Below are 19,594 nucleotides of genomic sequence, written 5' to 3'. Positions count from 1 at the left end.
ATGAGCAACCAACAGTGGACGCCGAAGATGGTGGCCGAGCGCTTGGAGGAAGCGGCCAATACCCTCAAGCAGCTGCCGGATCACAACCCCCAGGCGGTGCGTAGCGCCTGGCCCGACGTGGTGCACGAGTTTTACGAGGCGTACGGTCACGATAGCCCACGGGTCAGGCTGGGCCCGCCTACAGGTGAGGCGATTGACCGCATGGATCAGACGCTGTTGTGGCTGCGCTGGTTGGACGGTGGAGACATGCAGTTGGTCTGGTCACGCGCCTGTCGAGTCCCCTGGAAACTGATTGGTCAGCAATTGGGGGTGGGCAGGACCACCGCATGGCAGCGTTGGATGGCTGCTCTGCTACAAGTGGCGACGCGGTTAAATGCGCAAAGAAGCACAGCGTGAAGTAAACCGTATGAAAAAAAACGTGTTCGAACATCTTTGTGACTGAACACGCTGAACAGAATTTGCTATGATTCACCCTAAGATCGGCGGTCGTAGCGTGAAGGCGCTTGGCCGCCTTTCTTTTTGGCGTTACGCACGTTACATTATTCGCGCCTAACGCTGACCTGTAGGCAAACCACGGCAAGAAGTACCCCTTTCAAAGCCCACTCCGGATCAATCTGGTGTGGGCTATTTTTTTGAGCGATTCCAATGACCGATACCCAATGGCCGCACTTCACCGTCGCTGAACTGACCTGCCACTGCGGTTGCGGCCGTATGGAGATGGATGTCGGTTTCATGGCGATGCTTGAGGACCTGCGCATCGCCTTCGGCAAACCGCTGCCGGTCACCTCCGGCTATCGCTGCCCAGAGCATAACGCCGCCATTTCCATCACCGGGCTCAACGGTCCGCATGCGTCTGGCGCGGCGGTAGATGTGTTGGTGAGCGGCCAAGACGCCTACGACCTCATCGCCTTGGCCAAGGCAGCGGGAATGACCGGCGTTGGCATCAAGCAGCACGGACCGCACCACACTCGGTTTATTCACCTTGATGCTCTGCCGCGCGCCGCCAACCAACCGCGCCCGACCATCTGGAGCTACCCGAAATGAACGATCCCAAATGGGCGGACATCATCGTCGGGTTGTTCGGCTCGCTGATGATCGTGGTAGCCGCCATCATGCCGCTGTTCATCACGGGCGTGCTCTGATGGGCATCCTGGAGAAGGTCATTGGCGGCGCGGCAGCGCAGCCCATTGAGGCGGTGGGCAAGGCTCTGGACGGCCTGTTCACCTCCGACGAAGAGCGCTTGGACAAACAGGCGCTGCTGACCCGACTGGCGCAGCAACCGGCGGCATTGCAAGTTGAACTGAACAAAATCGAGGCGGCGCACCGCTCCACCTTCGTGGCGGGCTGGCGCCCGTTTCTGGGCTGGGTGTGCGGCGTTGGACTCTCCTTCGCCTACGTGATCAACCCCATCATCCAGTGGGTGACGGGTCAGCCCGGCCCGCAACTGCCGCTGAACTTCATGCAGGAGTTGGTGGTGGCGATGCTGGGCTTGGCGGGTCTGCGGACCTGGGAGAAGCACACCGGGAGGGCAAAATGAGCAACTGCGAGAAAGAGTGCCCGTACTCGGCGGAGATGGCCACCCTGGCCAACGAGCTCAAGCACATCAACCAACGCCTTGCTATCGGTCAGCAGAAGTTTGACCGCATGGAAGCAACCCTTGATCGTTTGGACGCTGCTGAGCAACGCCTCGTGGGTGGCTACAAACTCTTCCGTCAGATCCTGGCGCTGCTGGCGCTCATCGCGGCGTTCATGGCGGTGCCGTGGATTAATAAGCCGTAGACCTTCAGTTCAACACCGAAACTCGGTAACCATATGAATCCGCAAAACATTCTCTGGTCTGGAGGTGTGGTTTGTAAGCGTTTGAAAAGTGGTTCCTTTTTGGCCGAAAACTGATGCCGCGCGCAATGGCCCGAGAGCTCGCTAGCGGCAGAGGCGTTTTATTGGTTCGCGGGTTCGCGTTCGCAGTGAATGAGGTCTGATGAAAGTCCCGAGCAATCGGCGTCTGGCCAAGCACCTGGGTGTGTCAGAGACGGCGGTGCGCAAGGCCGAAAAGGCGGGTCGCATTCACCGCGAACCGGACGGCTCCTGGGATCTGGATAAAGTCCTGGCCAACTGGTCGGCCAACACCGACGACGTCCAACAGCGTAGCGCCCAACCCAAGGGCATGAAGCCGACGCCGACGGCAGCGGTGAACAGCGTCCGTGAGACATTGCAGCAGAGCGGACAGGGTGCTGGCGCTGGCGGCATGACCTTCATGCAGGCTAAGACGGCGGACATGGTGCTGCGCGCGCAGTTGCGCAAGATCGAGTTGGAAGAGAAAAAGGGCTCCCTGATCGACCGGGAGCAGACCCTTGCCAAGGTATTTCAGTTGGCCCGTCAGAGCCGGGATGCTTGGCAGAACTGGCCTGCGCGGGTCTCCTCGCGCATGGCGGCGGAGTTGGACGTGGATGATCACACCATGCACATCTGCCTGGAGCGCTATGTGCGCGAGCATTTGGAAGAACTCTCCATTGCTAAGTTGACTTTGGATTGAGTCTTCCCACAAGACTGGATTTTGTAGATTTTAGCTGGGTAATCAGTCCTGCTTGACAGATATCGGCAAATTCGACGCCGATCCCTGTCTCAGTGACGCGCGCAACCACGCAGGGCATTTCAGCACAATCAGCGATATGTAGAATTTTCAGAACGCCAAAGTCGCCCGGGCTTAGGGCTTTCAGATGAATTTGAGTAGTAATGAATGCGCCAGATTCACTCACGTCAACCGTGCTTCCGGTGACGCCCTTCACAGCATCAAACTGAACAAGAACGCGGGTAGCAAATTGGATACGGGGAGCAGTCCTGTTCTCAGCCTTCGAGCGAATTTCCTCAGCTTTGTCTGCTGATGAGGGGGGGGGGCTATTAGAGGTTTCCGAAGCATGAGACCACTCCGATCATTCGTCGATAAAGTCTCAGTCTAACAAAATACAGAGAAGAATGGTTGTGCAAATTAAAGACCTCACGCTGGAGCAGTGGCCTCTGGAGCGGTTGATTCCCTATGCCCGCAATCCGCGCAAGAACGACGATATAGTGGATCGCATGTGCGCCGCCATTCAGGAGTTCGGCTTCCGCATTCCGGTGGTGGCCCGTAGCGATGGGCAGGTGGTCGATGGCCACCTTCGCCTAAAGGCGGCGAAGCGTCTGGGGCTCGAGTCGGTGCCGGTGGCGCTGGCCGACGATCTAACCGAGATGCAGATCAAGGCGTTCCGGCTGCTGGCCAATCAGTCCGCCAACTGGGCGGAATGGGATAATGAACTGCTCAGCCTGGAACTGGGTGAACTCCAGGACGCCGATTATGACATCGACATCATCGGCTTTTCCGAGGAGCAGCTTTCAGATCTACTGGAGAGCCTGGAGGACGACGCTGATGGCGCCGGTGGCGCCGTCGCCCAAAACGATGTCATCCCCGAGCCGCCCGCTAATCCGGTCACCCGTCCCGGCGATCTGTGGATTCTCGGCGACCACCGCCTTCTGTGTGGCAGCAGCCTCAACGCCGATGATGTGATTCGATTGATGAACGGTGAGCGCGCGATTCTATTCGCCACCGATCCGCCCTACTTGGTCGACTACGACGGCACTAACCATCCGCAGAACAGCGCGCGCAAGGCCAAGGTCGCCAAAGGCGAGACCAGCGGTACGGACGGCAACAAGGATTGGTCAGCCAGCTATGGCGTGACCTGGGACGACTCCTCCCAGGGCCCAGAACTCTACGAGGGATTCATCAAAGCCGCCATCGACTACGCCATCGAGCCCAACGCCGCGTGGTACTGCTGGCACGCCTCCAAGCGTCAGGCGATGTTGGAGACGGTGTGGGAGAAGGTGGGCGCGTTTCAGCACCAGCAGATCATCTGGAATAAGGAGAAAGGCGTCCTCACCCGCTCCAAATACCTGTGGAAACACGAGCCCTGCCTCATGGGCTGGATCAAGGGCAACATGCCGCCGAAGATTGATGGCGCGGAGTATCTTTCCACGGTTTGGGACATTCATGGTCTGGTCGGCGATGAGCGTCCGGACCACCCGACGCCGAAGCCTCTCGATTGCTTTGCCATCCCCATGCGTCAGCACGCGGAAAAGGGCGGCCTGTGCTACGAGCCGTTCAGCGGCAGCGGCTCGCAGATCATGGCTGGGGAGATGACGGGACGGCGCGTATTCGCCATGGAGATCTCGCCGGTCTATGTGGACGTGGCGGTGAAACGCTTCATTCAGGCGACCGGCAAGATCGCCTATCTGGATGGCTCCGGCGGGAAGAGTTTTGAGGAAGTGGCGGCCGAGCGTGGGGTTGTGATGGACGACTAATGCAACGAGGGTTCCCTCAAGGTGCTGATGAGACGTAGAGTGCCTCCGTTGCCTATGTCATTGTTGACCACCCTTAGCCTCAGGAAGAGAACGATGAATCTGACCGAACTGAAAAAAGCCGTTGCCGACTCCACTGGCTTGACCCAGGTCGAAGCTGACAAGGCGTTGAAGGCGACCTTTGAAGCGATGACCGCTGCGCTGAAGGGTGGCGACTCGGTGGCCGTTCCGGGATTTGGTTCGTTCTCCATCAGCGAGCGCGCCGCTCGAACGGGTCGGAATCCCAAGACCGGTGAAGAGATCAAGATCGCTGCGGCCAAAGTGGTGAAGTTCAAAGTGGGTAAAGGGCTGAAGGATGCTGTAAACTGCTGATCGTTCTATAGCAGCACAACCCGGTCTCCTGGGCCGGGTTGGCGCACTCCCTGTCGGATGTGATTACTCCTCGATGATGCGGTAGGTGGCGTAGCCGCCCTTGGCGTTGGGACCAACGTAGAAGGTCCTCTCGCTGGTGACGTTGAGTCCCAGGCGCTTGCGCAGGGCTCCGGAGATGAAGCCCCTAATTGTGTTGGCCGACCATCCCGTCGCTTCGGTGATCTGCTCAATGGTGGCACCCTCGGGGCGTTTCATCAATTCAATCGTCTTGGCTTGCTTGGAGTCAGAGCGCAGTCCGTGCTTTCCGCTGCGCTGTTTGGCGGCGGACATTCCCGCTTGATAGGCAGCCTCCAGCGCGCTCTTGATGGCCCAGACGCTGGTCTCATGAAAGTCGAGCCCATCGGAGTGGCGCGTCTCCAGCGTATCGATATCCAGGTGTTTGGAGGCGATCTCCTCGAAGAGCGCATCCGGCGCAGGCGGAGAGCTGTCCGTTTGCGGCTCTGCGGGCTCTTCAGCTTGAGTCTGAGGCAGGAGCCGCTCTGGCGGCGTTTCGCCGATGGCCGCGTAGCCAGCAGCGTTGAGACGCCATTGTCCGTCATCCTCCTGCGTGATGACACCGTGCTTGGCCAAGGCGTTCACGATCTTGATCGCTGCGCCGCCCTTCATACGGCTGGGCAGGGGGTGGACCGCGCCATCTTCGCGCAGCGCGGCGTTGACGAGTACGGTGAGTTGGGGGCTGGTCATTTTGTTCATGATGGTCTCCTTCAAATCTATTCGTTGCCAATGCGGGGCAGCAGGTCGCCGTCATTCCCAGTGAAGTATTCGAGTTCAGCAAAAGCCTCCGGCGAGTCGATGATGACCCCGCCGGTGACGCACAGGGCGACGCCGTGCTTGCGGGTCAGTTCTGCCAACTCTTTGGCGAAGGCTTCCAACTGCTGCTCTGTGGTCGGATTCTCGTTCAATTTCAATCTCCTGGATGCGTTGTTGGCGTGACACCATACAGCCATACAATCGAAACGCTCATCCAGTAAATTCAGATGAAAAACCAACGAGATAAGCGATGTGGCGGGATTTGATGGTTCGCTGGCGATCGACCGGGCATGGCGGGGTGGAATCAAGCCCGATCCGCTGCTCACGGTCTCGCAGTGGTCGGACAAGCACCGCATCCTCTCGCAACGCGCCTCCTCGGAGCCGGGAAAGTGGCGCACCAGCCGCACGCCCTACCTGAAGGAGATCATGGATTGTCTGTCACCGGCGTCGCCGGTGCGGCGCGTGGTGTTCATGAAAGGCGCACAGATCGGAGGGACGGAGGCAGGCAATTGCCTCATCGGCTATGTGATTCACCAGGCCCCAGGCCCCATGATGGCGGTCTCTCCCACGGTGGAGCTGGCCAAGAGAAACTCCAAACAGCGTATTGATCCGCTCATTGAGGAGAGCGAGGCGCTCAAGGAGCTGGTCAAACCGGCGCGCAGCCGGGACTCCGGCAACACGGTGCTCAGCAAGGAGTTCCCTGGCGGGGTGCTGATTCTCACGGGCGCCAACAGCGCGGTGGGGCTGCGCTCCATGCCTGCGCGTTATCTGTTTCTGGATGAGGTGGATGGCTATCCCGGGGATGTGGAGGGCGAAGGCGATCCCATCCTACTGGCGGAGCGCCGCTCAGCGACGTTCCAGCGTCGCAAGATCTTTCTGGTCAGCACGCCCAATCGAAAGGGACTGTCCCGGATCGAGCGGGAGTACTTGGCCAGCGACCAGCGCAAGTTCCATGTGCCCTGCCCGGAGTGCGGCGAGCGCCAACCGCTGGAGTTCGGCAATCTGACCTGGGATGCGGGCAAGCCGGATACGGCGCGCTATCGGTGTGAGCACTGCGACGCGCTCATTGGTGAGCATCACAAGACTCAGATGCTGGAGAAAGGCCAATGGGTCGCTACCGCCGAGGCGGAGAGCCGCCAAACGGTGGGGTTCCACCTCAACAGCCTCTACTCCCCGGTGGGATGGTTCTCCTGGGCTGATGCGGTGGAGATGTTCGAGCAGGCGCAGAAGAACCCGGATCTGATGAAGGGCTTCGTCAACACGGTGCTGGGCGAGCCCTATGAGGAGGAGTTTGAAGCGCCCGATTGGAGCCGCCTCTATGATCGGCGCGAGACCTACCGGATTGGCCAAGTCCCGGAGGGCGGGCTATTCCTCACCGCAGGCGTCGATGTCCAGAAAGACCGCCTGGAGTGTGAGGTGGTGGCGTGGGGCCGGGAAAAACGCTCCTGGTCGGTCGACTACTTCGTACTCGATGGCGACACCGCGCGGCCTGAAGTCTGGAGCCAACTCCAATCGGTTTTGGGTCGGGAGTGGAAACACCCCTCCGGTCAGCGCCTGCCGATCCGGGTGATGTGCGTGGACTCGGGCTATGCCACCCAGGATGTCTATGCGTGGGTTCGGAAGCATCCTCAGGCAACCTGGGGCCCCGCCGGAGCAGTGGCGAGACAGGCGCGCACCGTGGCGGCCATCAAAGGCCGGGATCGCGATACGGCGCTGCTGCTGTCGGTCTCCAAGGCGGATGCAGGGCATCGAAAACGTGGTCTGAAGGTCTGGTCCATCGGCACGCCGGTGGCCAAGGGCGAGCTCTACCGCTGGTTGAAGCTGCCCAGGCCAACCGATGAGGAACTTGCATCGGGCGAGGTATATCCGCCGGGCTACTGCCATTTTCCCCAATACAACGAGGAGTACTTCAAGCAGCTCACCGCCGAGCGGCTCATCACCCGTATGGTGAAGGGCTTCCCCAAGGCGAGCTGGGAGAAAGATCCAGGAAAGCGCAACGAAGCGCTGGACTGCCGGGTATACGCCCGGGCGGCGGCTTCAATCTACGGCATTGACCGGTTCGGCGAGCAGCATTGGCGAAGGCTGGAGGAGCCGTTGGAGATCTCTGTCACTGGGGAGCCGACCCCCGTGATCGTTGATGCGCAGCCTCAATCTCAACAGCCCAAATCCAAATGGCTGCAAGGCCGACGAAGAGGATGGTTGCACCGATGACTTGGACGCAAACAGAGCTGGACGCCCTCAAACGCGCCTACGCCTCGGGAACGCTGCGCGTTTCCTACGACGGCAAGCTGGTAGAGTACGGCTCTGAAGCAGACCTACTGCGCCGCATCCGCGTCATTGAGCGGGAGGTTCAGGCAAGCAGCGGCTCTTCCCGACCGTCCCACAGCTACGCCGCTTTCTCCAAAGGCTGATTCTACACCATGAACTGGATTGATCGCCTGGTGGGCGCTGTTTCACCGGAGGCGGCGTACCGTCGTGTCCGCACCCGGGCAGCCATGCAGATCCTTCGGAGGGGATATGAGGGCGCCAAGGGCGGCAGACGCACAGATGGGTGGATTGCAGCAGGCAATGACGCCAATGCCGAAATCGGTCCGGCATCCAACCGGCTTCGGGCAAGAGCCCGGGATCTGGCGCGCAACAACGCCTACGCCGCCAAAGCGGTCTCCGCTCTGGCTGGCAATTTGGTGGGTAGCGGCATCATTCCCCGAGCGCGCTCCAAAAAGGAGGGCTTGGCCGAACAGGCCGATGAACTCTGGAGCCGCTTTAATACGGAATGCGACGCCGATGGCCTGACCGACTTCCTGGGTCTGCAAACCCTGGCGGCCCGGGCCATGGTGGAGAGCGGCGAGTGTCTGATCCGCTTCCGCCGCCGATCTATGCGCGATGGTCTGCCGGTACCGCTACAGATCCAGGTGCTGGAGCCAGATCATCTAGACGCCAGCCGAGACCGGGATCTGCCCGGTGGCGGCTTCATCCAGCAAGGCATCGAGTTTGATGCCTCTGGCAGGAGGGCCGCCTATTGGCTCTATCACCGTCACCCCGGTTCCATTCAACAGATCACTGGGCGCTTGCCCCAGAGCGTGCGCGTTCCTGCCGATGAGGTGCTGCACCTGTTCGAGCGGCTGCGTCCGGGCCAGATTCGGGGGGTGACTTGGTTTGCCCCCGCCATCCTCAAGATGCGGGATCTGGACGAATACGACGAAGCCGAGCTGGTGCGCAAGAAGATCGAGGCTTGCTTCGTGGCCTTCGTCCTCAATGGCGATGACGGAGAAACCCTGGGGCCGACTGATAAGGACGCCGCCGGTCACCGGGTGGAGTCCTTTGAGCCAGGCATGGTGGAGTATCTGCCCGCGGGCAAGGACATCAAATTTGGCCAACCTTCGGCCACGGCAGGCTATTCGGAATACATGCGGGTGCAGCTGCACGCGGTAGCGGCCGCCGTGGGGTTGACCTATGAGCTCCTCACCGGGGATCTCTCCCAGGTCAACTACTCCTCCATACGCGCCGGTCTCATCGAATTCCGCCGACGCATCGAGGCGATCCAGCGGCAGGTTCTGATCCCCATGCTCTGCCAGCCGGTGTGGCGGGCGTTTGTTGATACCGCCCAGGCGGCGGGTCTGCTGCCTCCTGGGGAAATCCAGGCCGAATGGACGCCGCCCCGCTTTGAAGCGGTGGACCCCATGAAGGATGTGCAGGCTGAGATGTTGGCGGTTCGGGCCGGATTCATGAGTCTCAAGGAGGCCATCGCCCGTCAGGGCTATGACCCCAACCAGGTTCTGGCGGAGATTTCCGCCACCTTCGGCGAGCTGGACGATCTGGGCATCACCCTGGATACCGATCCGCGCAAAGCCACCCGAAATGGCCAAGCCAAACCCACGGAGAAAACGAATGAGCAAACAGACGGTTGATCTGCCCATGCAGGTCCGTGCGGCGGCCTTTGCCCCGGAGTCGGTGGATGCGGAGAAGCGCACCATCGAATTGGTCTGGTCCACCGGGGCCGCTGTCAGGCGTCGGGATTCTCGCAGCGGCAAGCCCTATGAGGAGCAGCTCTCTCTGGATGCGCGCCATGTAAATCTGAACCGGCTCAATGGCGGCGCGCCGCTGTTGGACTCTCACCGAGCCTGGAATCTGGGCGATGTAATCGGCGTGGTGGAGCGGGCCTGGATCAATGACGGATCCAATGGTCCCGAAGGACGCGCCCTGGTGCGCTTCTCCGAGCGTGAGGAGATTGAGCCGCTGTGGCGGGATATCCAATCCGGCGTCATCCGCAACGTCTCAGTGGGCTATGCGGTGCGCAGTTACGAGATCACCGAGGCCGAAGGCGAGATCCCCATCTGGCGGGCGGTGGATTGGGAGCCCATGGAGCTCTCCGCCGTGCCGGTGGGCGCAGATGCCGGGGCGGGCTTTCGTTCTGGCGACTCACTGAACACACCCTGTGAACTGATCCGTGAATCTGGAGGCGACATGGAAACCGAAGTAGAAGAGGCAGCGGCTGATCCGGTCGCTGAGGAAAAAACCCGTCAGGATCCGGGACTGGATCCCAAGGCCCTGGCTCAAGAGGCCGTAGCTGTTGAGCGGCAGCGCATTGGCTCCATCTACGATGCCCAGAGCAAATTGGGGCTGGAGCGCAGCTTTGCTGATAATCTGGTGCAGCGCGGAGTGGAACTGGATGAGGCGCGCAGTCAGATGATCGACGCCATGGCCAGCCGGGATGCGCAGACGCAGATTCGCAACCATCAGGTCATGGCCGGTCAGCAAGACGAACGGGAGACCCGCAAACTGGGGGTGGAAACCGCTCTGTTGCACCGCTTCGACCCGACTGCCCATGAGATGAGCGAACCGGCCCGTGAATGGCGGGGCATGACCCTGCTGGAGATGGCGCGCTCTTTCCTGGAGGCCGAGGGCGGCTCCACTCGGGGGCTCTCCAGGGATGAAGTGGCCACCCGGGCGCTGGCCACCAGCTCCGACTTCCCTCTGATCCTGGCCAATGTGGCCAACAAGACTCTGCGCAACGCCTACGACAGCGCGCCGCGCACCTTCCATCCCTTTTGCCGTCAGGTGACCGCTTCGGACTTCAAGGCGATGCACCGGGTGCAGCTGGGAGAAGCGCCTGCCCTGGAGAAGGTCAACGAATCGGGCGAGTACAAGCGCGGCCCCTTGGGCGAGGCTCAGGAGTCCTACCGGGTGGAGACCTACGGGAAAATCATCTCCATCTCCCGGCAGGTGCTCATCAACGATGATTTGGACGCCTTCACCCGTATCCCGCAGCTGTTTGGCGTGGCGGCGGCCAATCTGGAGTCCGACGTGGTGTGGAGCGTCATCACCGCTAACCCCAAAATGGCGGACAACAAGGCGCTGTTCCACGCCGATCACAAGAACCTGGCTGGAACGCCTGCCGCGCTCTCGGTGGCCGCCATTGGCAAAGGGCGCACTGACATGGCCAAGCAGGTGGGTCTGGATGGCAAGACGGTGATCAATGTCCGCCCCAACTATCTGTTGGTCCCAGCGGCGTTGGAGACCAGCGCCGAGCAGCTGCTGGCGCAGAACCTGGTTCCGGCCAAGACGGCGGATGTGGTGCCCCAATCCATGCGCACGTTGTCGGTGATCTCCGAGCCGCGTCTGGATGCGGTAAGCGAGACCGCCTGGTACTTGGTCGCCAACCCCAATCAGATCGACACCATTGAATACGCCTATCTGGAGGGCCAGAACGGGGTCTACATCGAGACCCGGGTGGGCTTCGATGTGGATGGAGTGGAGATCAAGGCCCGTCTGGACTTCGGGGCCAAGGCCATCGATTGGCGCGGCTTCCACAAGAACGCGGGCGCTTAAGGAGAGAGCACTATGAAGAACTTCATTCAGCCGGGTGACCTGGTCACCCTGACTGCCCCCACCGGGGGCGTCTCCAGTGGCGATGGCGTGCTGGTCGGAGGACTGTTCGGCATTTGCGCTTATGACGCCGCTGAAAGCGAAGCGGTGGAGGTGCGGCTCACCGGAGTGGTGGAGCTCCCCAAGGCCACAGGGGCCATCACCCAGGGGGCAAAGGTCTACTGGGACAATACCGCCAAGAACGTCACCACCACGGCGACTTCCAACTCCCTGATTGGCGCGGTGACTCAGGCGGCAGCCAGCGGGGACGCTACGGCCATTGTGCGCCTCAACGGCGTTGCTGTCTGATGAACGTGTTTGATCTGGCGGTGGACGCCGTTTTCCAGAACTTCGGCGTTCCCGCCACCTACACCCCAGTTTCAGGTGGTACTGCGACAGCCATCACGGTGCTGGCCAAGCGGCCGGATGAGGTAGTGGGCTTTGGGGAGACCCGCATTGCGGCGGAGATCTCGCTATTTGAGATTCGCGCCAGCGACATTGCTGACCCACAAGCGGGCGATGTTATCACCCTGAACGGCATCGACTATACCGTTCAAGGAACGCCGAGCCGAGACGCCGAGCGACTCGTGTGGGTGGTGGAGGCATTCATCACATGAGGCTGGCCACGACCATTCTCGGCTCCATCCGGCAGGACATGGAGCAGGATCTGCGGAAGCTGAATCGGGCGGTGGTCTCCGGTACCCGAGAAACAGGCAGAGGGCTCAAGCAGGATCTGCGACAGGATATAGTCTCATCCGGTCTTGGCTCACGGTTGGCCAGAACTTGGCGGGATCGCGCATATCCCAACCAGGGGCTCAATGCCGCTTCGCTGGTCTGGTCCAAAGCGCCGCACATCGTCCAGGCCTTTAACCGAGGCGTGGTGATCCGAGGGCGCAATAGCCGGTGGTTGTCTATACCCACGCCACAAGCGCCAAAGCGGGGCGTGGATGGCAAGCGACTACATCCCGGCAACTTCCCTGAGCATCGTTTTGGGAAATTGCGTTTTGTCCATCGCCCGGGCCGCTCATCGCTGCTGGTGGTGGATGGGGTGCGCATCAGCACTAAAACGGGTCGTGTGGGACGTCAGGCCAAGGGTGGCATCTATACCAAGTCGGGCCGGTTGAAGTCCGGTATCACCAGCGTGGTGATGTTCGTGATGGTGCCTCAGGTACGGCTGCGCAAGCGGCTAAATGTGAAACGGGCCGCTCAGCGATGGGCGGGCAAGTTGCCCAGAGTGATCGACAGCCACATGGGGCGTAGCCGTGGGTAGCAAAGCCGAGCAGATCCTTCAGGCTCTGACAGCTCTCCTGCAAGCCATCTCCGGCCCCACCGTTCTGCGCAACGCCGCATTGCCCACGCGTATTCCTCCAGATGGCGTAATCATTCTTCGAGATGGAGATCCTGGTGAACCTGAGCAGTCTCTGGGCGGCGTTGGCGGCTGCTACTACCAGCATAGTGTGGAGATCGAAATCATCATCCAGCACGGTGACGCCGATCAGCGTCAGAGCCTCTTTGATGATCTGCTGTTGGCTGTTGCTGGCGAATTGGACGCCGATTCCACGTTGGGTGGGCTGATCTACGGCATGACCTATGGCCGACCGGCCATTCAGTTGGAACACGAAGAGGGCGCAGCGCCCCTCTTGGGCGGGGTGATTGAACTGACCCTCGATTACGAGACCGCATCACCGATCTCCTGAACTTTCATTCTGACAATTGAGAGGAAACCCACATGAGCCGCGCTTACGGTTCAAACGCTACCCTATTGCTCAAACGGGAGGGCAGCTACGGCTCCATCCCTACGGGCAACTACATGCAGATGCCCTTCAATCGCTGCTCTTTGAGTAGTGAACAGGGGCTCATTGCCGACCCTGTCCTGGGACAAGGGCGTGATCCCCTGGCTCCGCTGCAGGATGTCATCAATGACGAAGGCGACATTGTCATCCCCATGGACGTGCGCTATCTGGGCCTCTGGCTGACGGCGCTGCTGGGTGATCCCACCACCACCGGAACCGGACCCTATGTCCATGAGTTCCACTCGGGCAAGGCAAGCATCCCCAGCTACAGCGCCGAGGTGGGGCTCTCCCAGGTTCCCGCCTTCTTCATGCATCAGGGTGTGAAGGCCAACTCCATGGCCTTGGAGTTCCAACGCTCCGGCCCGGCGGCCGCCACCATCGGCGTCATCGCCCAGGGGGAAACCCGCAACGGAACGACCCAGGGCGGCACGCCCACCACACTCACCTTCAACCGCATCAGCCAGTTCCAGGGCAGCATCAAGCGCAGCGGCACGCTCATCGCCAATCTGACAGCAGGTTCGCTGACTTACTCCAACAATCTGGAGAAGATCGAAACCATCCGCAATGACGGCCTCATCGATGGCGCCGACCCCACCATCGCTGCCCTCACCGGCAAGATCGATGTGCGCTTTGCTGACACCACGCTTGTTGATCTGGCATCAAACGGTACGCCGGTGGATCTGCAATTCGCCTACATCATCGACGCGGACAACAGCGTGGTGTTCGACTGCCACGAGGTCTATTTGCCCAAGCCCAAGCTCACCGTGGATGGCCCTGGTGGGGTACAGGCGAGCTTTGACTTCCAGGGAGCCAAGAACGCCACAGCGGGGCGCATGCTCACCGTGACCCTCACCAACGACGAAGATGAGAGTGTGTACCTGTGATTTCTCTGAGCCAACCCAAAGAGCCGTTTGATCTGGACCTGCCCTACGGCGTGACGGTGACGGTCAAGCCCCTCACCACAGCCGCCATGTCTTTGTGTCAGACTGCCACGCGCCGTCGCTTAGAGCGGGAGTATCCCGAAGCCGAGGAAGGAGAGCAGCGCGAGGGGCTGTTCCACGCCTATCTGATCCAGGAACTGGCGGTCAACCACATTACCGCGTGGAGCGGCGTCGGCGATGACAATGGCGGTGAAGCGCCGCTCAATCGCCAGAACGTCGTGGCGCTGATGGATCGCTATCCCATGGGTGAACGGTTCTATCAGCTTTTTACCTTCCACCAGGTGATGCTCAACGCCGCAAAAAACGGATCCGCGCCCTCTGCCAATGGCATTTCCAGCCCGGCGGAGGGCCAGAGTACTGCCGAGAGTGTGCTGATCGCGGCGAGCCCTGCGCCCGAGGGCAGTCCGGATTGAACGGTGAGCTCTGTCCCAGCCGAGAGCACGCGCCGCAAACTATCGAGGAGCAGCAGGTGTTTGATGTCGTTCTTGCGTGTCAGAGCCAACTCCGAGTCGCGCCATCGGGACAGGTGCTTGGGCTCGACATGAGCGTGGCGTTGCAGATGGCGAATGCCATGGGGATGGAAAGGGCTGCGGCGGCTGAGTTGCTGCCGTGGGCGGAGATGGGTTTGCGCGAGGCGATCAGTCGCGGCTCTGCTTGAGATCCCGGTAGAAGTTCTCATGGCTGCCAAGGGCCAGGAGAAACAGCGTTACGCTTTCATCGTCATGCTCATAAGCCAGTAGCATCAGTTGGCCAACCATCTTGAATTTGTAGACGCGCACGCCGGATAGATCACCGACCTTGGGTTCGCCAATGTCTGGATCTTTCACAATGGCGCGCACAGCCACATCAAGCGCCTTCTTTTGGTTGGCGTGGAGGCGCTTGACCGCATTCTTGAACGGGCGTGATTGAAGGATGCGCATCAGCCGAAGGTGTACTCTTCCATTTCGTGCTCACCCTCTTCCCGCGCCAACAGGATCTCTTTGATCATGCTGAACGGCAGATCAGGATTCTCTTCTGCGATCTTGCCGATGCGCGACCAGTATTCGATCTGCTTGGGCAAAGATCGTTGATAGATACGGCCATAGCGTTTGGCTTCCGCGCCAAGCTCATCTGAAATTTTCACGTTGATGGACATGTGGAGCCCTCCTCTCTAATGCTCCATTTTACGCCAAAACGGACCATAAAGAAGCAATATTTGCCATGACCCGCACCCAGCACAGCTACAGCATCCGCCTGTCCGTTGAGCAGGGCGGCAAGGTCAAAGCCGAACTGGCCGATATCGGAGTCAGCGGCGAGAGCTCTTTCAAGCGCATCCGCACCGCCAGCAATGACGCCTCCCGTGGCTTGGAGTCCCTCACCAGCCGCGCCACCTCCCTGCATACCAACATCGCCCGGCTCACCGGCATTATCGCCGGACTCACCGCCGCCGGTGGCATCACCGCCCTGGCCAATCGCGCCATTACCGCCGCAGACGCCATCGGCAAAACCGCAGACCGGATTGGCGTGGGCGTGGAGTCGCTCCAGGCTTTGCGCTATGCCGCCGACTCGGCGGGCGTCTCCCAGCAGACTCTGGAAATGGCATTGCAGCGCTTTGGCCGTCGCGCCGCTGAGGCCGCCCAGGGAACCGGGGAAGCCAAAGCCGCGCTCCGTGAGTTAGGCATCTCGGTCCGGGATGCTGGCGGCAATGTCCGTGATACGGAAGACCTTCTCCTCGACGCCGCCGATGCGCTCAAAGGTGTCGAGAACCAGTCCGACCGGGTGCGTTTGGCGTTTAAGCTGTTCGACTCCGAGGGCGTCAAGCTGTTGCAGATGTTGCAGAACGGCTCTGAGGCGATGCGCGAGACCATGCAGCGCGCGCGGGATCTGGGCATCGTGCTGGAAGAGGAACTAATCCGTAACGCCGAAGATGCACGCAATGAGCTGGACACTCTAGCCAAGGTTCTCGACGCCAATCTCTCGCGCGCCCTGCTGAATCTGGCTCCGGCAATTTCGGACGCCTCCACCTGGCTGTCAGACCTGGCCAGCGATGCCGGGGTTGCGTATGAGAAATTCAAAGCCATCGTCACCGGCGACACCAATTTCGAGAATCTCAGTATGCGCGCGGTGGCGGCTACGGTGCGGGAGTACCGAGAGGAGGTGGAGTCGCTCCAAAAGGTCATCCAGAGCAACGAGACCTATCGTGACATGTTTCCCCATGCGCCGGACCGCATGAGCGAGGGGGCGCTGGACGGCTTGCGCGCGCAGTTGGCGGAGAAGGAACGTATTCTGGCCCAATGGTCGGCCAAATTGGCGATGATGAAGGCGAAGAATGAGGAGATCGCCAACGACATCGCCAATGTGCCCATCGGTCCCGATCCTGATGTGGCCAAACAAGCGGCGCGGGAGTTGGCGCGCATTGAGAGCGCGCTACAGGATGATCTGGAGAAATTGCGCTCCGCCGGCCTCTCCAAGCGGCAGTTGCTGGAAGAGAGTCATACCCAGGCGCTGCTTAAACTGCGTGATCTGCGCGACAAGGCGCTCACCGATGCAGAAAGGGCGCGCATCGACCAGGCAATGGAGGATGAATATGAGCGTTATCGACTGGAGCGCGCAAAGCTGGTGGGTGTTGAGCGCGAGTATCTGGCTGAACTCAAGAATGAGATTGCCCTTCATCAGCAGGTCATCGACGGCAAGATCCCGTTGGAAGAGTTGACGCGCCGACTCGCCGAAGCAGAGCGCGAAGCGGCAATCCAGAAAGAGCTGAGCAACACACTCTCGGAAACCGGCATTCAACTCGGCTCAGAGCAGGCGCGCGAATTGGAGCGGCTCATCCGCGCCAAGGAGCAGGCGACGCGCACTACTGAGGAGATGACTGAGGCTGAGGAGAAAGCCGCCAAGGCCGCCAAGAAGGCGGCAGACGAACACAAGAAGGCTCTGGAAGCCTACGAGAAGAGCCTTAACGCCCCGTTTGAGCGCGCCGCAGAGGGCATTCAGAACGTTTTGACCGACGCCTTTGAGTCAGCGTTTGATGGCAGCCTGCGCAGCGCCGACGATGTGGCGGATGCGATGAAGCGCATCTTCATTCGCGCCGCGGCGGAGATTGCGGCGGCCATGGTGATTCGACCAGTCATCGGTTCAGTGATGGGGTCGGTCGGGCTGGGCGGCGTGGCGCAATCCATGGGATTGTCTGCTCCCAGCATCACGGGGATGAGTGGTAGCGGCGGTGTGGGCGGTTTGTTCAATATCGCCTCCACCGGCAGCGACCTGTTCTCCGCCTTTGGCGGCAGCTTTGGTTTGCAGACCAGCGGTATTGGCGGAGCAATTAACGCCTTTGGGGCCTCCAATCTTGGTCTGGCCAATGTGACGGCGGTATACAACGTCCCCGGCATTGGACTGGTTACCGGGGCAGATGCTGCGGCATGGTATGGGGGCGTCAGCGGATTGCCCGCAGGTTCACAGGCATTGGCTCCTGTCGTCAACCCTGGAGCTCTGGGCGGAGCCACCGCCATGGGCCTTCTCGGCGCGGCGGGGTTGGGCTATGGCGTGGGCAGTCTCGCCTTTGGCTCCCAGGAGGCGGGCATCGGCGGCGCATTGGGCTCCGCTGCGGGATACGGCATCGGCTCCTCCATGGGGACCATCCTGGGGATGGCTGGCGGTCCCGTGGGAATGGTGCTGGGGACGCTCGCCGGGAGCTTCATCGGCGACCTGTTTGGCGATGACGAACCCTCACCGCCTGCCATTACAGTATTCTTCAATGGCATGGAGCATCCTTGGGCTGGGAGCAACCATGTCAACATCGGTAACCTGACCAGCACCCGTAATGCCGATACGCCGGTAGATGCCGTCATCGCCATGAGTGAGGGGCTGCGGGGATTGATCACCCAGGGCGGGTTTACCCTGGGCGAAGATTACACGGTTCACGAACTGGGACATGTGGGATGGCACGCTGAGAAGGGTTACTCCGACAGCGCCACCGGTTTCGGTTGGACGGCGGAGAACTTTGGCCAGGCGATGTTGGGGCTGTTCGGCGGCAATCTGGCCAACGGAACAATTCAAGGCGCGGCCCCCGCGCTCAAGCACGCCCTGAACAACGCCAGCGACTACACGGAGATGGAGCGCATTCTCACCGAGTGGTCCGCCGGACGAGATCAGATGCTCGCGGTTTTAGAGGGCGTATGGGCGGAGCCCACCGATGCAATGACCCAAGCCGAAGCGGCGGTGCAGGCGCTCTCCACTCAGTTTGACCAGATGGCGGCCAACGCCGGTCTCTACAATATCGCCCTAGAGGAAGTAGACGCCGCGGAAGCGCATGCAAAGGAGCAGATGCGCAGCCAGTGGCGGGGCGAGATCGAGGACAAACTGCTACAACTGACCGATCCTTATGGCTTCGCGCTCAAACAGCTTCAGGAGCAGCAGGCCGGACAGATTAAAGCGGCTGAGGCGGTGGGAATGGGCGCGCAGGCGTTGGCGGATCTGCACACTGCGCAACTGGAGGCGCTCCGAGAGCAGTATCGCATCATCCCGGAAGTGGCCTCGGAGGATGTCACCGCAGCAGAGCGCGCGGCGTTGCAGTGGGCGGAAGGAATCCGCCGGGAGCTACTTGGGGTGATGGACCCCATGGCGCTGGCGTTTGAGGAGTTGGACGACTGGTATGTCGAGCAGTTGGCCCAGGCGGAGCAGTATCAACAACAGACCGGGGACCTGACGGCGCTCTATCGCGCCAGACAACAGGCCATTCGGGAGGAGTATGCGCAGATCGCTCCCGTGTTGGATGAAGATCTACTTGATTTCCTGGACGCTCAGCAGCGGCAGGCGTTGCAGTGGTCGGAGTCGATCCGGCGTGAGCTGTTGGGGATGACCGATCCCAGGGCCTTGGCGATGGAGGAGTTGGAGCAGTGGTATGCGGAGCAGCAATCTCTTGCTGAACAGCACCAACAACAGACCCTGGAGCTGACGGAACTCTACCTGACCAAAAAGCAGGCCATTGAGGAGCAGTACGCCGAGCAGGCTGTGGCAACCGCCAATGGCGTGAGCGTGAGAATGCAGAGCGCCCTACAGGGAATCAACAACACGCTGTTGGGGCTGGAAACGGGGAATCTCTCTACCCTGACGCAAGCCGAGCAATTGGATCTGGCCCGGACCGCATACAATGGCGTGGTGCAGCGCGCCTACAATCGCGACATTGACGCCATCAGCCAACTCCCCAGCTTGGCGCAGGGCTACCTCACCGAGGCCCGTGATCAATACGCCAGCGGTGCGGGTTACAAGAGTATCTTTGACTCGGTGCGGCAGGATCTGTCGGGGCTGCTTCCAAGCAATCAAACCAACCCTGCCGCCGAAGCCGACGCCCTCCGCAACGAAGTCTCCGAGTTGCGCGCGGATGTGGCGTTTCTCACTCAAACGGTGGAACGCCAAACCCAGCAGCTCATCGCTGCCGGTAAAGAGCAGGCGGCATCCGCCACAACCGCATCTCTCGCCCAACTGCGCGCGTCACAGCTTTCATAG

At 60.8% G+C, this 19,594-nt stretch carries 24 protein-coding genes; 19 read left to right on the top strand and 5 right to left on the bottom strand.

Annotated elements, in window-relative coordinates; genetic code table 11:
- The 5 genes from MAIT1_RS02210 to MAIT1_RS02190 all read left to right on the top strand — a co-directional run bounded on the left by MAIT1_RS02210 (position 1) and on the right by MAIT1_RS02190 (position 2,533).
- A complete protein-coding gene (locus MAIT1_RS02210; RefSeq protein WP_085440383.1) occupies positions 1-396 on the top strand; it encodes a DUF6362 family protein in 396 nt (131 codons plus the stop codon).
- A gap of 249 nt (positions 397-645) precedes the next feature.
- Positions 646-1,044, top strand: a complete 399-nt coding sequence (locus tag MAIT1_RS02205) for a D-Ala-D-Ala carboxypeptidase family metallohydrolase (protein ID WP_085440382.1) — start codon at positions 646-648, stop codon at positions 1,042-1,044.
- A gap of 97 nt (positions 1,045-1,141) precedes the next feature.
- The gene (locus MAIT1_RS02200) at positions 1,142-1,537 is read left to right on the top strand and encodes a 3TM-type holin (RefSeq protein ID WP_085440381.1); all 396 of its coding nucleotides are present in this window, start codon (positions 1,142-1,144) and stop codon (positions 1,535-1,537) included.
- A complete protein-coding gene (locus MAIT1_RS02195) occupies positions 1,534-1,779 on the top strand; it encodes a hypothetical protein (RefSeq protein WP_085440380.1) in 246 nt (81 codons plus the stop codon). The genes MAIT1_RS02200 and MAIT1_RS02195 overlap by 4 nt, the downstream gene beginning before the upstream one ends.
- Positions 1,780-1,978: 199 nt before the next feature.
- Positions 1,979-2,533, top strand: coding sequence for a helix-turn-helix domain-containing protein (locus MAIT1_RS02190; protein WP_085440379.1), 555 nt, complete (start codon positions 1,979-1,981; stop codon positions 2,531-2,533).
- On the opposite strand, the gene MAIT1_RS22625 is transcribed toward MAIT1_RS02190, so the two are convergent.
- On the bottom strand, positions 2,514-2,861 hold the full coding sequence (locus tag MAIT1_RS22625) for a PilZ domain-containing protein (RefSeq protein WP_085440378.1): 348 nt from the start codon (positions 2,859-2,861) through the stop codon (positions 2,514-2,516). The two genes, MAIT1_RS02190 and MAIT1_RS22625, sit on opposite strands and share 20 nt — an antisense overlap.
- Positions 2,862-2,973: 112 nt before the next feature.
- Between MAIT1_RS22625 and MAIT1_RS02180 the strand changes: the two genes are divergently transcribed.
- Together MAIT1_RS02180 and MAIT1_RS02175 are read left to right on the top strand one after the other, a co-directional pair.
- Positions 2,974-4,332, top strand: coding sequence for a DNA modification methylase (locus MAIT1_RS02180; RefSeq protein WP_085440377.1), 1,359 nt, complete (start codon positions 2,974-2,976; stop codon positions 4,330-4,332).
- A 93-nt stretch (positions 4,333-4,425) separates the two neighbouring features.
- The gene (locus MAIT1_RS02175; protein ID WP_085440376.1) at positions 4,426-4,701 is read left to right on the top strand and encodes an HU family DNA-binding protein; all 276 of its coding nucleotides are present in this window, start codon (positions 4,426-4,428) and stop codon (positions 4,699-4,701) included.
- A 63-nt stretch (positions 4,702-4,764) separates the two neighbouring features.
- On the opposite strand, the gene MAIT1_RS02170 is transcribed toward MAIT1_RS02175, so the two are convergent.
- Together MAIT1_RS02170 and MAIT1_RS02165 are read right to left on the bottom strand one after the other, a co-directional pair.
- Positions 4,765-5,454: a DUF3489 domain-containing protein gene (locus MAIT1_RS02170; protein ID WP_085440375.1), complete on the bottom strand. Its 690-nt coding sequence runs from the start codon at positions 5,452-5,454 to the stop codon at positions 4,765-4,767.
- Positions 5,455-5,471: 17 nt separating this feature from the next.
- Positions 5,472-5,663 (bottom strand): hypothetical protein, encoded by a 192-nt coding sequence (locus MAIT1_RS02165; RefSeq protein ID WP_085440374.1) that lies wholly within the window; start codon positions 5,661-5,663, stop codon positions 5,472-5,474.
- Positions 5,664-5,763: 100 nt separating this feature from the next.
- Between MAIT1_RS02165 and MAIT1_RS02160 the strand changes: the two genes are divergently transcribed.
- The 11 genes from MAIT1_RS02160 to MAIT1_RS02110 are packed head-to-tail and all read left to right on the top strand — an operon-like array spanning position 5,764 to position 14,768.
- Complete coding sequence (locus MAIT1_RS02160) at positions 5,764-7,722, top strand: phage terminase large subunit family protein (protein ID WP_143814607.1); 1,959 nt, start codon at positions 5,764-5,766, stop codon at positions 7,720-7,722.
- Positions 7,719-7,922 carry a phage head-tail joining protein gene (locus tag MAIT1_RS02155; protein WP_085440372.1) on the top strand — a complete coding sequence of 68 codons (204 nt, stop codon included), beginning with the start codon at positions 7,719-7,721 and terminating at the stop codon, positions 7,920-7,922. The genes MAIT1_RS02160 and MAIT1_RS02155 overlap by 4 nt, the downstream gene beginning before the upstream one ends.
- A gap of 9 nt (positions 7,923-7,931) precedes the next feature.
- The gene (locus MAIT1_RS02150) at positions 7,932-9,419 is read left to right on the top strand and encodes a phage portal protein (RefSeq protein ID WP_085440371.1); all 1,488 of its coding nucleotides are present in this window, start codon (positions 7,932-7,934) and stop codon (positions 9,417-9,419) included.
- A complete protein-coding gene (locus tag MAIT1_RS02145) occupies positions 9,400-11,340 on the top strand; it encodes a prohead protease/major capsid protein fusion protein (protein WP_085440370.1) in 1,941 nt (646 codons plus the stop codon). Before MAIT1_RS02150 ends, MAIT1_RS02145 begins: the two co-directional genes overlap by 20 nt.
- Positions 11,341-11,352: 12 nt before the next feature.
- Complete coding sequence (locus tag MAIT1_RS02140; protein WP_085440369.1) at positions 11,353-11,685, top strand: DUF2190 family protein; 333 nt, start codon at positions 11,353-11,355, stop codon at positions 11,683-11,685.
- Entirely contained in the window at positions 11,685-11,993 is a 309-nt protein-coding gene (locus MAIT1_RS02135; RefSeq protein ID WP_085440368.1) for a head-tail joining protein, read from the top strand. The genes MAIT1_RS02140 and MAIT1_RS02135 overlap by 1 nt, the downstream gene beginning before the upstream one ends.
- Entirely contained in the window at positions 11,990-12,646 is a 657-nt protein-coding gene (locus MAIT1_RS02130; protein WP_198947776.1) for a DUF6441 family protein, read from the top strand. The genes MAIT1_RS02135 and MAIT1_RS02130 overlap by 4 nt, the downstream gene beginning before the upstream one ends.
- Positions 12,639-13,073, top strand: coding sequence for a hypothetical protein (locus tag MAIT1_RS02125; protein WP_085440367.1), 435 nt, complete (start codon positions 12,639-12,641; stop codon positions 13,071-13,073). The genes MAIT1_RS02130 and MAIT1_RS02125 overlap by 8 nt, the downstream gene beginning before the upstream one ends.
- Before the next feature lie 32 nt (positions 13,074-13,105).
- Complete coding sequence (locus tag MAIT1_RS02120) at positions 13,106-14,053, top strand: phage tail tube protein (protein ID WP_085440366.1); 948 nt, start codon at positions 13,106-13,108, stop codon at positions 14,051-14,053.
- Entirely contained in the window at positions 14,050-14,523 is a 474-nt protein-coding gene (locus MAIT1_RS02115) for a hypothetical protein (protein ID WP_085440365.1), read from the top strand. Before MAIT1_RS02120 ends, MAIT1_RS02115 begins: the two co-directional genes overlap by 4 nt.
- A 56-nt stretch (positions 14,524-14,579) precedes the next feature.
- Positions 14,580-14,768, top strand: coding sequence for a DUF7697 family protein (locus tag MAIT1_RS02110; protein ID WP_085440364.1), 189 nt, complete (start codon positions 14,580-14,582; stop codon positions 14,766-14,768).
- On the opposite strand, the gene MAIT1_RS02105 is transcribed toward MAIT1_RS02110, so the two are convergent.
- On the bottom strand, positions 14,749-15,030 hold the full coding sequence (locus MAIT1_RS02105; RefSeq protein WP_085440363.1) for a type II toxin-antitoxin system RelE/ParE family toxin: 282 nt from the start codon (positions 15,028-15,030) through the stop codon (positions 14,749-14,751). The two genes, MAIT1_RS02110 and MAIT1_RS02105, sit on opposite strands and share 20 nt — an antisense overlap.
- Positions 15,030-15,245 carry a TA system antitoxin ParD family protein gene (locus tag MAIT1_RS02100; RefSeq protein WP_085440362.1) on the bottom strand — a complete coding sequence of 72 codons (216 nt, stop codon included), beginning with the start codon at positions 15,243-15,245 and terminating at the stop codon, positions 15,030-15,032. The genes MAIT1_RS02105 and MAIT1_RS02100 overlap by 1 nt, the downstream gene beginning before the upstream one ends.
- Before the next feature lie 65 nt (positions 15,246-15,310).
- On the opposite strand from MAIT1_RS02100, the gene MAIT1_RS02095 reads away from it, so the two are divergent.
- Positions 15,311-19,594 (top strand): hypothetical protein, encoded by a 4,284-nt coding sequence (locus MAIT1_RS02095; protein ID WP_085440361.1) that lies wholly within the window; start codon positions 15,311-15,313, stop codon positions 19,592-19,594.

This window comes from Magnetofaba australis IT-1, from assembly GCF_002109495.1.
Lineage (GTDB): Bacteria > Pseudomonadota > Magnetococcia > Magnetococcales > Magnetococcaceae > Magnetofaba > Magnetofaba australis.
The sequence above is the reverse complement of the archived record's forward strand: the minus strand, read 5'-3'. Positions and strand labels throughout refer to the sequence as shown.

What these genes read in the sequence shown, in the direction of transcription:
- MAIT1_RS02145 (WP_085440370.1), top strand. Translation starts at nt 9,400, where the DNA reads ATGAGCAAACAGACGGTTGATCTGCCCATGCAGGTCCGTGCGGCGGCC.
- MAIT1_RS02190 (WP_085440379.1), top strand. Translation starts at nt 1,979, where the DNA reads ATGAAAGTCCCGAGCAATCGGCGTCTGGCCAAGCACCTGGGTGTGTCA.
- MAIT1_RS02200 (WP_085440381.1), top strand. Translation starts at nt 1,142, where the DNA reads ATGGGCATCCTGGAGAAGGTCATTGGCGGCGCGGCAGCGCAGCCCATT.
- MAIT1_RS02205 (WP_085440382.1), top strand. Translation starts at nt 646, where the DNA reads ATGACCGATACCCAATGGCCGCACTTCACCGTCGCTGAACTGACCTGC.
- MAIT1_RS02180 (WP_085440377.1), top strand. Translation starts at nt 2,974, where the DNA reads ATGGTTGTGCAAATTAAAGACCTCACGCTGGAGCAGTGGCCTCTGGAG.
- MAIT1_RS02210 (WP_085440383.1), top strand. Translation starts at nt 1, where the DNA reads ATGAGCAACCAACAGTGGACGCCGAAGATGGTGGCCGAGCGCTTGGAG.
- MAIT1_RS02155 (WP_085440372.1), top strand. Translation starts at nt 7,719, where the DNA reads ATGACTTGGACGCAAACAGAGCTGGACGCCCTCAAACGCGCCTACGCC.
- MAIT1_RS02195 (WP_085440380.1), top strand. Translation starts at nt 1,534, where the DNA reads ATGAGCAACTGCGAGAAAGAGTGCCCGTACTCGGCGGAGATGGCCACC.
- MAIT1_RS02135 (WP_085440368.1), top strand. Translation starts at nt 11,685, where the DNA reads ATGAACGTGTTTGATCTGGCGGTGGACGCCGTTTTCCAGAACTTCGGC.
- MAIT1_RS02175 (WP_085440376.1), top strand. Translation starts at nt 4,426, where the DNA reads ATGAATCTGACCGAACTGAAAAAAGCCGTTGCCGACTCCACTGGCTTG.
- MAIT1_RS02140 (WP_085440369.1), top strand. Translation starts at nt 11,353, where the DNA reads ATGAAGAACTTCATTCAGCCGGGTGACCTGGTCACCCTGACTGCCCCC.
- MAIT1_RS02120 (WP_085440366.1), top strand. Translation starts at nt 13,106, where the DNA reads ATGAGCCGCGCTTACGGTTCAAACGCTACCCTATTGCTCAAACGGGAG.
- MAIT1_RS02100 (WP_085440362.1), bottom strand. Translation starts at nt 15,245, where the DNA reads ATGTCCATCAACGTGAAAATTTCAGATGAGCTTGGCGCGGAAGCCAAA.
- MAIT1_RS02150 (WP_085440371.1), top strand. Translation starts at nt 7,932, where the DNA reads ATGAACTGGATTGATCGCCTGGTGGGCGCTGTTTCACCGGAGGCGGCG.
- MAIT1_RS02170 (WP_085440375.1), bottom strand. Translation starts at nt 5,454, where the DNA reads ATGAACAAAATGACCAGCCCCCAACTCACCGTACTCGTCAACGCCGCG.
- MAIT1_RS02105 (WP_085440363.1), bottom strand. Translation starts at nt 15,030, where the DNA reads ATGCGCATCCTTCAATCACGCCCGTTCAAGAATGCGGTCAAGCGCCTC.
- MAIT1_RS02130 (WP_198947776.1), top strand. Translation starts at nt 11,990, where the DNA reads ATGAGGCTGGCCACGACCATTCTCGGCTCCATCCGGCAGGACATGGAG.
- MAIT1_RS02095 (WP_085440361.1), top strand. Translation starts at nt 15,311, where the DNA reads ATGACCCGCACCCAGCACAGCTACAGCATCCGCCTGTCCGTTGAGCAG.